The 12,851-nt window shown below is 42.3% G+C and carries 15 protein-coding genes and 1 tRNA gene; 7 read left to right on the top strand and 9 right to left on the bottom strand.

Annotation, left to right across the window (positions count from 1 at the left end; all coding sequences use genetic code 11):
- Positions 1–35 precede the first annotated feature (35 nt).
- From ACP7FG_RS08375 to ACP7FG_RS08360, 4 genes are all read left to right on the top strand, one after another.
- Positions 36–111 (top strand) — tRNA-Ile (locus tag ACP7FG_RS08375).
- Positions 112–286: 175 nt separating this feature from the next.
- Positions 287–1,084, top strand: coding sequence for a TIGR04255 family protein (locus ACP7FG_RS08370; protein WP_439226115.1), 798 nt, complete (start codon positions 287–289; stop codon positions 1,082–1,084).
- Positions 1,066–1,605, top strand: a complete 540-nt coding sequence (locus ACP7FG_RS08365; RefSeq protein ID WP_439226114.1) for a hypothetical protein — start codon at positions 1,066–1,068, stop codon at positions 1,603–1,605. Before ACP7FG_RS08370 ends, ACP7FG_RS08365 begins: the two co-directional genes overlap by 19 nt.
- The gene (locus ACP7FG_RS08360; RefSeq protein ID WP_439226113.1) at positions 1,544–2,011 is read left to right on the top strand and encodes a hypothetical protein; all 468 of its coding nucleotides are present in this window, start codon (positions 1,544–1,546) and stop codon (positions 2,009–2,011) included. The genes ACP7FG_RS08365 and ACP7FG_RS08360 overlap by 62 nt, the downstream gene beginning before the upstream one ends.
- 52 nt (positions 2,012–2,063) lie before the next feature.
- Here ACP7FG_RS08360 and ACP7FG_RS08355 read toward each other — a convergent pair whose 3' ends face one another.
- The 9 genes from ACP7FG_RS08355 to ACP7FG_RS08315 all read right to left on the bottom strand — a co-directional run bounded on the left by ACP7FG_RS08355 (position 2,064) and on the right by ACP7FG_RS08315 (position 9,827).
- Positions 2,064–3,698: a replication endonuclease gene (locus ACP7FG_RS08355; protein ID WP_439226112.1), complete on the bottom strand. Its 1,635-nt coding sequence runs from the start codon at positions 3,696–3,698 to the stop codon at positions 2,064–2,066.
- Positions 3,699–3,929: 231 nt separating this feature from the next.
- Positions 3,930–4,163, bottom strand: coding sequence for a helix-turn-helix domain-containing protein (locus ACP7FG_RS08350; protein ID WP_114981674.1), 234 nt, complete (start codon positions 4,161–4,163; stop codon positions 3,930–3,932).
- A 75-nt stretch (positions 4,164–4,238) separates the two neighbouring features.
- Positions 4,239–5,168: a hypothetical protein gene (locus tag ACP7FG_RS08345; RefSeq protein WP_439226111.1), complete on the bottom strand. Its 930-nt coding sequence runs from the start codon at positions 5,166–5,168 to the stop codon at positions 4,239–4,241.
- Positions 5,169–5,274: 106 nt separating this feature from the next.
- Positions 5,275–6,189, bottom strand: a complete 915-nt coding sequence (locus ACP7FG_RS08340; protein ID WP_439226110.1) for a hypothetical protein — start codon at positions 6,187–6,189, stop codon at positions 5,275–5,277.
- 103 nt (positions 6,190–6,292) lie between these two features.
- The gene (locus ACP7FG_RS08335; protein ID WP_439226109.1) at positions 6,293–6,754 is read right to left on the bottom strand and encodes a hypothetical protein; all 462 of its coding nucleotides are present in this window, start codon (positions 6,752–6,754) and stop codon (positions 6,293–6,295) included.
- Between the two features lie 31 nt (positions 6,755–6,785).
- Positions 6,786–7,232, bottom strand: a complete 447-nt coding sequence (locus ACP7FG_RS08330; protein WP_439226108.1) for a hypothetical protein — start codon at positions 7,230–7,232, stop codon at positions 6,786–6,788.
- Between the two features lie 67 nt (positions 7,233–7,299).
- Positions 7,300–8,529 carry a tyrosine-type recombinase/integrase gene (locus tag ACP7FG_RS08325; protein ID WP_439226107.1) on the bottom strand — a complete coding sequence of 410 codons (1,230 nt, stop codon included), beginning with the start codon at positions 8,527–8,529 and terminating at the stop codon, positions 7,300–7,302.
- Between the two features lie 491 nt (positions 8,530–9,020).
- On the bottom strand, positions 9,021–9,398 hold the full coding sequence (locus tag ACP7FG_RS08320) for a hypothetical protein (RefSeq protein WP_439226106.1): 378 nt from the start codon (positions 9,396–9,398) through the stop codon (positions 9,021–9,023).
- A 225-nt stretch (positions 9,399–9,623) separates the two neighbouring features.
- Positions 9,624–9,827 (bottom strand): hypothetical protein, encoded by a 204-nt coding sequence (locus tag ACP7FG_RS08315; protein WP_439226105.1) that lies wholly within the window; start codon positions 9,825–9,827, stop codon positions 9,624–9,626.
- A gap of 204 nt (positions 9,828–10,031) precedes the next feature.
- On the opposite strand from ACP7FG_RS08315, the gene tehB reads away from it, so the two are divergent.
- Genes tehB through ACP7FG_RS08300 form a run of 3 tightly spaced genes read left to right on the top strand, consistent with a single transcriptional unit; the run spans position 10,032 to position 12,681 of the window.
- Complete coding sequence (gene tehB, locus ACP7FG_RS08310) at positions 10,032–10,601, top strand: tellurite resistance methyltransferase TehB (RefSeq protein ID WP_439226104.1); 570 nt, start codon at positions 10,032–10,034, stop codon at positions 10,599–10,601.
- A gap of 38 nt (positions 10,602–10,639) precedes the next feature.
- Complete coding sequence (locus ACP7FG_RS08305; protein ID WP_439226103.1) at positions 10,640–11,107, top strand: cytochrome c; 468 nt, start codon at positions 10,640–10,642, stop codon at positions 11,105–11,107.
- A gap of 44 nt (positions 11,108–11,151) precedes the next feature.
- Positions 11,152–12,681 carry a S10 family peptidase gene (locus ACP7FG_RS08300; protein WP_439226102.1) on the top strand — a complete coding sequence of 510 codons (1,530 nt, stop codon included), beginning with the start codon at positions 11,152–11,154 and terminating at the stop codon, positions 12,679–12,681.
- Positions 12,682–12,851 lie beyond the last annotated feature (170 nt).

The raw sequence follows: 12,851 nt of genomic DNA, 5'->3' as shown, positions 1-12,851 counted from the left end.
TAATCTGCGCCGCTTTACAGCTTCCAATCAAAAATGGCCCCTTAGCTCAGTGGTTAGAGCACCCGACTCATAATCGGTTGGTCCCCAGTTCAAATCTGGGAGGGGCCACCATTTTTAAAGGCTTTCAGCCGAAGTTAACGCTAACATTTAACCTAAAAATCTTCCTATGTAGCAGATATGTAGCAAATTCATGGTTTAGTAATATATAAACTGTTGTTGAACTATTAGTGTAAACTTGTTATCTAAAAGCCATATAAGTGTTTTTCCAACGAGGTGTTTCAAAGACATGACCGATAAGAATGAGTTAGAGGCGTTAAACAATGACGATGAAGTTTTCGAAAAGCCTCCTATAAAAGAAGCAGTCATAGTCATACGTTTTGAGTCGAAAGCCTGTTCGTTGGATTTGATTGAGGAAGTGGTTAAAGAGTTACCTGAAAAATACTCTTTTGGTGAAATTAGTGCTTTGTCAGGCCATAGTATAAACTTTACGGTAGGTAAATCAGGGAATAGTTCGTTGAAAGAGGAGGTTGATCGCTTAGGTATAAAAGTTACGAGCGAAAAACTTAATCTAGTTGTTCAGTTTAAACGTAATGAACTGGTAGTTAGTAAACTTGCTCCGTATGAGAATTGGCGGGAGTTCAAGGAAGTAGGTAAAGAGATCTGGGAGTTGTACGCATCAAAATTATCTCAATTGGAAATAAAACAAATAAACCTGAGGTATATAAACGAGCTAGAAATTCCTCTTGATAAAGGCAGAGTAGAGTTGTCGGAGTATTTGGTTAATGAGCCACAAACCCCGGAAGGGATGCCAGTGGATGTATGTAACTTTTTCAGTAGAGTGGATATTCCTTACGACGAAGTGAATGCGATAGCTGTAGTTTTACAGGCATTTAAAAAAACAAATGGTGAATATATTTCAGTTATACTTGATTTCAACATTCATTCAGTTGAATCTGAAGTAAAGCTAGATAATAGTAATATTTGGTCGTTATTTGACGAGTATAGGCGCATAAAAAACAAAGCTTTCTTAGGTAGCATAACCGAGAAATCAAAGGAGATGTTTAGATGTTTGCCGCAACATTAGACGGTTTAAGAAGTACAAGTGGAATTTCAAACTTCAATTTTCCATGGACGATATCTGGAGTTAGCAAGCAGGCGCAAGATGTTTGCAACAATCTAGAGGACTGGACTAATGAATTAATCTGTTCGTCAGTTACTAGAGTCTCGGAAAATACTGACTTTAACGATCAGTTGGTAGATGAACTGTTCACCCTATTTGTTCACTGTCGTAAATCTAACTGGGACGGATTTGACGCTCGCCCTGTGTCTGAAAGCACAGTTGCTAAATCTTTGGAGCTCATTATTGCTTTAAATTCTGAAGAAGCGGCTGCTTGCGAACTGACTGCTGAACCGGATGGTGATATAGCCTTTGATTGGAGTTCAGAGTCTGGAGAAATATTTTCAATAAGTGTAAATGAAAACGGAACTTTGAATTATGCTGGGCATTTCAGTGACAAAAATAAAGTGTATGGAGTGACGGACCTTGGTGAAATGGATAAAAGCTATTTGGAATGTCTTATCAAGAACGCAATCAGTAAAGACTGAACCAGAACCTATAGAAGAGACAGAGATCGTAACTAGATATATTACGTCATCAGGTAATATGAAGGCTTCTGGAGTGAAACATCAAGCTTTTTTTCCTCGCCCAGATCCTAACTATGGAATGTCAACTTCTGTATTTAGATGTGAAAAGATGACGGAAGAAGAAGTCTCAGAAAATCATTCCGGCTTCGAGTTAAAGGCGGGGCATAAAATTAAAGGTTTAGCAAAAATAAAAGTCGATGATATTTGCGCGATAGCTACGGAAGACAAAAGTTATTTAGATGTCGTTCCTGAAGAATCAGACTGGAAGTGGCACGCTGATATTGTTGGTTGGCCACAAAATGACAAATCCCAATCAAAATTATTGTGTATGGAGCTTGCGAAAAAATCAGTGCTCGATAAAGTATAAAAAATGCATTGGAGTAACGTACAGTTATTCCCAGTACTCCAAGTGGAGCCGATTAATCGGCTCCTAAAGACACAGGCCGCCATGTGTGAAAGCGGGTAGTTAAGCGTTCATTGCCCGCTTTTAAGCCAGTTAACTTTCTACTGATGTTGCAGTCGTACTTGGTCGATTTAATCTCGCCCGTTTCTTCGTCTATCTCAATTTCATAATCGAGTTTTAGCTTCAGGTCTTTTCGCTTTACGAATAACCCGCCCATGGCCTCAATGTAGCCGCACCAATCGCCTTTGTCTGCGGCTTGTCTTGGAACCTCAAAAGGCGAGTCTTCAGGTTGCTCGTGCCGAACTCGGCGTAATTCCCTGTACGGGGAAACAGGCGGACCGCCTTGCTGTTGAAATTGACGAATTGACCAACACGAGGCCCATGCTTCTACGTGCATTACGGTAATGTTAACTGGTTCGCCATGAGTACCTGTTTCAAGGTGTACGCCGTCTATGTTTTTAGCAACGTACTTGGCAATATAACCCGACGCACTGCCCCTAGATTTGTCGATGCGCGTAATATCACAGCGGTTTTCTTGTGCTCCTGATTCGTCTCCGTCTTCAAGCAAGGCGTAATGTCGGAATATACGGGAAAAAGCTTCGACCTGGCTAGGTGGCAAAAAGACCAGTAAGTGCCAATGTGGGGTTCCATCGTGCTGAGGCTCAACAACTCTCATTCCGTATATCGTATAGCCGTCACGCTTAAGTTTGGCGCGAATGCGGGCCCATACGTTTGTTAAGTAGCTTTGAGCTTGTTTGGGCGTTGATCCCATCCATTTAGGGTTAGCTTTGCCCGATCTCGCGTAGTTGTTGTGATATTTCGAGGGGCAAGTGAGTGTTAGAAATAAAGCCTCGTGATTCAGCTTATCAGCATGATTCTCAAAGCCGCGAATGCGAGTCATCATTTCATTTCGTCTGTTTACAGGGTTAGCAACGGTTGTTTGCGAAAGATCGAACAGTGATACTCTCTCTCCGTTTTCGTTTTCACGAAAACTGTTCTTTAAAAACTCTTGCTCCATGGCTTTTTCAGTTTGTCGTGCTTTTGCTGTTAAACTGCTGCAATAAATGTCGCGGTTTTTCGACACTATATTCAAGTTGATAGCCGTATTTTCTCGGGCTTGTTTCAACTTCGTTTTTATACGGCGTGTCCACCACTTTGCGTCAGTCATTCGTCTTATACAGCCTTCCACGGTAACCGTTGAATTAGGTTTTGGTGGCTCGAGGTTAAGGCTTCTCGTATAAGAGGCCATTCTCGTATACAGCTTTTCGTTATTCTGCTGCTTTTCCGTATAAGGGATTTTCTTGTCTGATTTTCCCGTATAGGTATAAGGGGTATTTCTCATCATTCGTAAACAGTTTTCAGACTGTTGATTTGCCCATAAACGTATATCGGATTGATCAGCGTTCAGGTTCTTTACGAAAGTCGGTACATCTGAGAATATTCTGTCGCTTAAATCTCGTATAAATATATTACGTTCACGAATGGTAGGGCGTTTGAAATAGGCTTTACGCAATCTCGAACTAAATTCTTGAGGAAGCTTGTATAAGTAATAAGCAAAATATTCGACACTACCAATATCAAACTTTTCAATGTCGGGTGCCAATTCAGGGTACAGCAATGAGTAATGTTTCTTCTGAGCGTCATTTAGCATGGTGAAACTCCCTCGGTAGCTGACACGAGTAAAAAATTGATTCCGTGTATCTTTCGAGCCTCGGTTTCAATTAGCCCTTTTCCCTTGAGAGAAACTAATGCTTCTTGGTCACAGCTTGGTAAGTCATCTAACACTATGACTGAGCCCATATGAGAAACTAAGTCAATGCAGATATGGAGCGGTTTCCCGTTCCGTAAATAGTTCAGCAGTGCTTTTTGGTCATCGGATAACTTAGTCATGGCGAACCTCCAGTTCCGTTAAATTGGAAGCGCGACAAAAGCTGTTAAGCCAAGCGTCTAGGTCTTCTTTGAGATAGCGGATAGTCCGCCCAATTTTAATGAATGGCGGGGCAGGTTTGCGTTTACCAATTTGCCCATCCATGCGTGACTGACGCAAGTATGAGCGGCTCATTCCGATGTATTCGGATGCTTCTATTTCTGAAAATGCACGTTTCTCAACGTTCATGGTTGTCACCTCATTGTTTATGAATGCACAGTGAGGTTAGCGTGGTGATGTAAAGGAGTGAGACTTTCTGTGAAACTATGAGACTTTTTGTGAAAAAAACTTTTCAACAGCTATTCTCAGCTGAGAAATACGGTTTTCAACTCTTCTATATGAATTGCGCTTAGTGCGTTTCCCGCTCAACCAAAATAGAGCATCTTCGTCAAAGTCATCAATGTGATGCTCAAGGTCGTAAGAGCGTGCTTCACTCTCATGATCTTCTTTCAACTCGGCCCATAAAACTTTCATTGGGGCGTTTGGATGAGCCGCTAACAAGCGAAATAAAATGATATTGAGCTTATCAGTCTGTGTCTCCGCTTCTTGAATAAAATGAATAATTTCCTGTTCGCTAAGAGATTGCCAACCCGCTAACTGCTCGCTGACTGTCAATGATGTTTCACTTAGGGCTTCTTGAAGTTTATCGACTTCAACAAATAAATCGAACCTAGTAATTGTGTACCCTTTACTCGACAACCTTTTCGGGCTATCTAGCCCACCTTCGTTTCCGTTATTCATTTTCTTAGCCACTAACTGAGTGAGCATGTAAGCTAATGACTTAAGGTCTGGGCCCACAGTAGGCTCTAATAGTAGCTCAACTGATTTCTGTTTTGCCGTATCGAAGTCGGTGCCTTCCCAGTCATCTATACCGTCAATATCGTCTATGTTGTTGTACGGGAATTCAGGGTTCCACTCAGTTAACTCAGAAGCTCTAACTCTTATCCGTTGAATCGTTGATTCACCTTCCCGAATAACATTTTCGGCTACTCTGCCCGAGATAGGAGTTATAGTATTGACTGATGCCGTTGCCATGCCTACGAACTTATCTCCGAAAGCAAGCCTTCTTGCGATAGTTGAGGCCGTTTTGATTTTGGCGAAAAGGACTATTTTTCCTTGCTCAATCAACGTGAGAAGATCCGCTAAGCTAGCGATATTGGTAACGTCTTTACTTTCAATCCTTTGTAAGCGCATTTTAACCCTTAGTGGTGTATGGAGTTATTTCCCTATCTTTATTAATAATTAACTGTTTATTACATTGGCAGTTAATATAATTTGAAAGAGATTATTGAACTCCGTGTTAAGTGCAGTACACATGTCTATGCACTGCTTTCGTTATGTCCCAAACTGCGCTATCAAAGCTCTTCTCTACGACAGTCACATTGTCGAAATTATTGGCTAGCACCCAATCAATAGTACCTTGTGGATATGGATCTACTATCAACATTTCTGGACGGGCATGACAGATTGGCCCCCAGATATGATCGTCATGAGGTATATATTTTATCCCCACCAAAACAACCAATCGAGATTTAGCTATAAGCTCTGAATATTTTTTTTGCGTGTTTTGAATAAGGTTTCTATTTACTACTACACGTTTTCCTTTTGCATACATTGCCAAAACGGGACTCAAATCGGAGTTTTGGGGGTCGTGACACCACGATTCTACTTCTTGAACTGTTGATACTGCATTCGTTTCTAGGCCTTCGAAATACGTCCCACCTCCTATCATCGTATTTCCTGAAAAAACGCAACCGTTCGGAATTTGAGGCAAAAAGTTGGAGGAGCCGTGTAGCTTAAGTAAATTTATCCCTTCATCATTAGCGTTATAATCGATATCGTGACCGTGACGGGCGATAGATTGCTCGATTAGAAGATCATAATTTAAGGTTGCAATATTGAGCTGTTTCAAGCAATTACCTAGTTTGTTAAACAAGCGTACGTAAGCGTTATCAGGCTTGATGGTAAATCTCGATAAGTAACTAGCTAACTCTTTTTGTAATGGATTAATGACTCTACTATTATCTGCGATTGTGGCCATACCGGCTTCAAACCCATCAACTTTGAAAGCTGATTTTGAAGAGTTATCGAGCTTGGAAAATGCGCCATGCAACCCTTCCAATTCATTGAACAAATCGTTGCCTAATGGAGGGGGACTCGGATAACACCCTCCTGATCCAAAACTTGCTCCAGCTCCAAAAATTAAACTTATCACAGTCTCCACCTCTTAGCCTGAAAGGCTTTTAACATCCGCCTATATGGCGAACAATTCGCGGAGTGTCGAGAATACACATTCGCGATTTTGAATGCACTCAGACTCAAAGCCCGAAACTTGCAGTATCTGAGTGATCATATATTTTCGTTTTACAAGTACTGCATGAGTAGTGAGTGCCACCATAATCTTGAGTGACGTATTGAAAAGTGGACTTAATCTTCTTTTCCCAACAACTCTGGCAATACCAAACTTCTGATTGACTATTACTTTGGTTCTCTTTGGCTCGAATAACATGAACCCCTTTTGCTAACGTTACCAGTTCATGTTTCTCGTCTTCAGATTTCCAAGTCATCGCTTCTTTTAACGATTCTTCTAGATCTAACTTTTCTTGCGTTAGACTCTGAATCTGTGCCTGCATTTCGAGGATTCCCGTTTGAAGAGTAATAATTGAGCCTTGCAACTCAATTGCCTTTTCGGTGACAGCAGAATCAACTTTGCGCCCAATTATCAACGACGCAAATTCTTTAGTAGTTGAGATCGCGGCTAGTGTTGCTGATATATCCATGATTACCCCTTAAAATTAACTGCACAGCTTACTAAGTTGCTTTGATTCGCTTGTAAGAGCGAATTTGCTTGAATATCTCTTCGATACTCGACGCTTTCCATGCCGAGGCCCCAAAAACGAGAATTAAATAGACAAGTGATAAAAGCTTAGCTAAATATAAGTCCGCGAGGTTGTCGCGAAGAATTAGGATGACCGCTGGCACGCTGAGAGCTGCGAACATGAGCAGAGCCATACGTATCATTAGGCTCTTCCAAAGATGCTCATTGTCAGGAGTATATGGAGCTGAAAGTATTTCGGTAAAAAAATGGTAACAGATACCGCCACCTAACAGCATAAATGAAAAAAATATAAATGATTCGATTAACTCTGATGGCTCGGGAGTCGCGGAAAACTCTTTTCCCTGAGCAAAGCTAAAAAGCCAAAGGAAAAGGCAAGACGCGGTAGCCCAAGAAACAGCAGTGATTTTTTGTGTATGCATATGAGTCCTTATCTTTAAAGCTTTATACTGAGTCCGCGCGCTTTGTAATGCGCCCGACTTCTAATTATTAAATTAAGTTTACAGCCCTCGCTTTATGCTCGGGCGCCAAATGAGCATATCGCAAAGTCATTTTAATATCAGCATGGCCCAAGAGCTCACGGACTGTATTCAAATCAACTCCCACCATTACAAGCTTACTAGCAAAGTGGTGGCGTAGGTCGTGGAACCTGAAATCTTCAATGTTGGCTTCATCAAGCACTTTCAAGAAGCCTTTTTTAATGTCGGTTAAAGGCTCTTTTTCTTTGCCATGAAAAACGAACTGACTTTGACTTACTTTCTGCCATTCTTGTAGAACGGTCATAGCGGTTTTATTCAGTGGTAAGATACGAGACTTACCCGATTTAGCGTTGTAGGCTTTTACCGCGAGCGTTTTACTTAGAAAGTCTATATCGGACCATTTCAGTTGAAAGATTTCACCGCGCCGCATTCCGGTATTCATAGCAAGTAAAACTATCGGCTCTAAGTGGTCTGCAAACATTTGGTCTCGTAAACTTTCGGTTTCTTCATAGCCGCGAATTCTTCTGTGTTCATTTGCGCTGTCTCGGGCGACTTTAATCTGTTCATCACGTTCACGAAGCTTTTTTAACAGAGTAGCTTCTTCATCTTTGGTCAGGTAACGCAATCGCGTGTTATCAGTTTTTAGCGTTTTAACTTTATTAAGGTCGTGGGAGCTAATCAGGTTCCATTCTACAGCGCGGCTCATGGCTCCTTTTAACGAGTTTACGTAGTGGTTAACTGTTGCCTTGGTCACGTTGGATTTAATCTTTTTGTTTCGCCACTGTTCTACTTTATGAGCTTTGATTTCAGACAGGGGGAGTTTCAGAAAGTCAGGGAAGCCAGATTTTATGGTTTTTATGATGCGCTTCGCTGTTTTGGCATTCTTTGCATTAAGCCAAGGCTCGTAGTGTTCGTTTAGGTATTTTTCGAGTTGATTAGCGCGTTCGCGTTCAGCTTCAACTTTCTGCTTTTTCTTCTCTTCCTGAATGTCTGTGCCCTTGGTCACTTCACCCGCTTTTATACGAGCCAGTTCTCTGGCTTCAGCAGGTGTGATTTTTCCGTGAGTACCAAGGCGATAATTTACCTGCTTTCCATCCTTGCGATAGTAGAGGTAGTAAGAGACACTTCCTTTGTTTGTTATACGAGCGTGAAAGCCACTGATCTCTGTATCGTTAAGACGCTGATCAGCAGGTGTCAGTTTTTTGATTGAGGCGTTCGTGATCTTAGCTCGTATAGCCATTGAAATTTTCCATGTAGCAAATATGTAGCAAAATGATTGTGCTACATGGGATCGTAGTGAACAAGAGTAAACAATGGATGTGCATTTAACTTAATGAAATTAAAGGGTATTTTGTTTTTATTTGTTCTTCGTTGTTCACTGGGATATAGCGCTAAAATTCTCTCATAATCGGTTGGTCCCCAGTTCAAATCTGGGAGGGGCCACCATTTATATAAAGACTTCAAAGATACTAGCTAGTTACGTGGAGTTGCAGGGCAAGGTTCTGACGCTTAGCCGATGTTTTTTAATGAGTCGAGTCTTGTTTCGGAAAGCGCCGGAGAGTCATTCAGAGAGGACGGCTTAAACAAGAGTCAAATGGTGTAGTTAAATTATTGGAACGGCTAATAACAAAAACTAGGAGTAAAGTAAGTAAAACGGAGGTTTAGTTTTTGAGCGAACCGATGTACAAGCGGCTAACAGGTAATACGTCGGTTAGCTAGCCGCAATAACCGTTATTCAGTTAATGAAGCAATACCTTCTTTGACCATATTCATAGCTCCAGAGCATGTCGCAGCTGTCGCTGATACTTGTGCTTCTTGCCCGGCGATGTTGACAGTAACGGTCACTGTGCATGATCCACCATCTTTGGGCATCATAGTTGTGTAACCGTCTGAGACGTTTTTGTTAGTTAATTCAATCGAATCCAGCGTAACTTCGGCGCCTCGGTTCTCCGCATAATTTTTTATGGCGTTAAACTTCTGAACTGTTTGTACATCAATATTTGGGCCTTTCGGATTTGGCCGCTGGTTGTCATTTTGAGCAAAACTATATCCAGATACAGTTAAGGACGCACAAATAAAAAGCGTTTTAATTGTATTTGGTAACTTCAAAACTCCTCCAATAAAAACATTTAATTAACAAGTTAGCATTCACAGAAACATATTTGTTTCTTCGTGTAAACATATTGAAAAGAACTTTGAATTGCGAAATGGTGGTGTAGGTCATGAAAGCGAGAATCGGTGATGTCCGCATCCGCTAGTATCTTATTTTAGCCCTTTTTTATCTCCCGTAAGGGCAGCCCAGGACGCGCTCAAAGACTTAGATTTGAGCCGCAGTCAGTTGATAATACCAATAAATTGCAAAGTAAACGCAAATGCCGCAAAGGCTAAATAGCCATAAAAAAATCCCATTAGATGACGGAAAATGAAACTCCTCCCCATTTTCTTTCTGCTATGTGCTAAATAGGCCCAAACACCAAGGCCGACAGCAACTAACAACGTACGGAATATAATATCTTTGATAATAACTAGAGTTTCCATAAGTCTTCCTTGTCCGTAGAAAGTAAGCAAAATCACGAGATAGATTAAATTAGTTTTTACTACTCGCTTTAATCAAAATAGTCATCTATCGACGATTCATCAGCAGATCTTGATCTATATCGCCTAACTCATCAGCGACGGTTATTCAATAACGAACTAAAAGTAGTACCATGCCAGCTCATTATTGAAAACTAGGTGAGTACAATGTCAGCTGATATAAATAGACGTTATGGACTAAACCCTGCGCACAGCGAAGTGATAGAGGCAGGCGAGATTATAGCGCCGTGTAACGCTCTGGATATGGGCTGTTCTAATGGCCGTAACGCTTTGTATTTGAGCCAGCTTGGTTTTAATGTGACCGCGTTAGACAATAACCCTGATGCTATCAATATGGTGCGGCAAATTATCAGTAAAGAGGGTATCAACAACATTGAAGCGCGAGTCTATGACATTAATGATGCAGCGTTAAGCGACGACTATGGGTTGATTGCCTGCACGGTAACTTTAATGTTCCTTCATCCTTCGCGTGTTGATGCGGTTATTAAGGATATGCAGTCGCATACCCTACCAGGTGGTTATAACTTAATTGTTTGTGCTATGGATACTAATGAGCACCCATGCCCGGTTCCTTTCCCTTTTATGTTTAAAGCTGGGCAGTTACGTGATGCCTATGAGGGATGGGAGTTAGTTAAGTACAACGAAGGTGTCGGTACTATGCACAATGGCGCGCAACTGCAATTTGCAACCATGTTAGCGCGTAAACCTAGCAAATAAAGAACACAAAGCTACGGTAGTTTTATTAAGGAGGCATCATGAAACTTCGTCAGAAAGTAGGCTATGTAGGTTTAACGTTAGTCGCCGTTGGTTTGTCTTTAAATACTTTAGCGGCTGATCCTGTCACCCCTAAACTTACAGACAGGCTAAGTCAGTTATTACAACAAGAAATGCGTTCAATTCAATCGGCAATGGCCTCAATTCATATTTCCATGGTTACGGGAGAGCATAAGCAGGTAGCAACCAATGCACAGCAAATACACGACAGCTTTATAATGAAGCAGGCTTTGACTGAACAGGACAAAAAAGAGTTAATGTCGGCGGTTCCAGAAGGCTTCGTAAAGCTGGATAAAGACTTTCACCGACTCGCAGCAGGGCTGGCTGAGGCGGCGAAAGACAGAGATACTCAAAAACAATATGAACTTTATAACGAAATGACGGGTAGCTGTATTGCTTGTCATAGTCGGTATGTATCAGAGCGTTTTGATGGGTTAGCAGAACAGTAATTTGTGGTAATCTGATGAAATTACCCTGATTAGGAAGTAAAACTGTGAAATTGTTGACCAACTATCTAACTCTTTTATCTTTTCTTCTGTTGGTGTCATTACCCACCAGCGCGCTGGCACAAACCACTGAATCAGAAAGTGAAGAAAAACCTGTTCCTTATCCAACCGAGTTTGTTTCCGAGCATACCGGCTCTTTTAACGGAGAACGCATTGATTATCGGGTGACTGCCGGCGAGACCTACCTGCAAAACGCTGAGGGCGAGCCGACGGCTAGCATTTTCTCTTTTGATTATGTTGCCGAGGATGAAGAAAATCGTCCGGTGACGTTTGTCTGGAACGGCGGTCCGGGTTCGTCTTCAAACTGGTTGCATATGGGCGGTTATGGCCCTAAACGTATCGTCGTGCCAAGTGACGCAGAGCATCCAGGCGCTGCGCCTTATACCATTAAAGATGCACCTGAAACCATTCTTGACGTTACCGACATGGTGTTTGTGGACCCGGTTGGCACGGGCTTTTCACGCGCTATTGGTAAGGGCAAAAAAGAAGACTTTTGGGGGCTGACGGAAGACGCAGACTCCATGGCTGCTTTTATTGCCCAGTGGCTAACTGAGAACAATCGCTGGAACTCGCCGGTGTTCTTGTTGGGTGAGAGCTTTGGCACTACCAGGGCGGCTGCCGTTGCTAAGGTACTGCTCGATGACTACGTGATTAATGTTAACGGTATTGTGTTTGTGTCTCAGGCGCTGGATTATCAGGGCTCTACACCTTATGTCGATGACAATATCATTTCCTACATTACTTATATTCCGACCATGGCTGCCACGGCGTGGTATCACGGCAAAGTAGATAACTCGGGTGACTTTGAGGCTTTTATTCAGCAAAGCCGTGAGTTCGCATCACAAGAACTACTACCTGCGTTGTTTGAAGGGAATTTGCTAAGCGAAGAGAAAAGAGCAGAGTTAGTCAGCGAACTGCAACGCTTTACCGGCTTGAGCAAAGAGTATATTGAGCGCGTTGACTTGCGCATTAATGCGTTTCGTTTTGCTAAAGAGCTGCGGCGCGACGAAGGTATAGCCGTAGGCCTGCTCGATAGCCGTTACACCAAGGACGAACGCGACGATGTTGCCGCAAGCCCGCGTGAAGATGCTGCTCGTGCTATTTCACCGGCCTATAAGGCATCGCTGATGCACTACATGCGCAGTGAATTAGGAATTGATTGGAACCGCAAATATTTGAATCCGGCTGACCCGGAGCTTTCCGGCAAATGGCGTTGGAGCCCTAAGCCTGAAGGCCAAACATGGGAACCTCATTACGTGAATACGGCTCCGGATTTAGCCGCTGTTTTGCGCAGTAACCCCGCATTAAAAGTCATGGTGGGCTCTGGTTACTATGATCTGATTACCCCGTTTTTTGATGCTGAGTACACACTGAATCGCCACGGTATTGCATCTGACGATATTATCTACCACTACTACCACGGCGGCCACATGATGTATGTGCATGAACCGGCGAGAAAGGCGTTACTGGAAGATACCCGACAGTTTATTCAGAGGCAGGCCGGAACCACCGATTAACGACAGTACGAGCGCGAAGCCTCAAGGCTTCGCGCTTTGCAATATAGAAATTTCGTATTTACAGTTTATTTACACTTCTTTATATAATATCTTAACCTTATATTCTTTTCGGGTTACCCGTCAGGCAAGGTTATAGGCCCATCGTGGATAAAATCAGTTCATCACTTATT

It is taken from the genome of Idiomarina sp. ST10R2A5 (assembly GCF_051842325.1).
Taxonomy (GTDB): domain Bacteria; phylum Pseudomonadota; class Gammaproteobacteria; order Enterobacterales; family Alteromonadaceae; genus Idiomarina; species Idiomarina abyssalis.
This window is presented reverse-complemented; position numbering and strand designations above follow the sequence as displayed.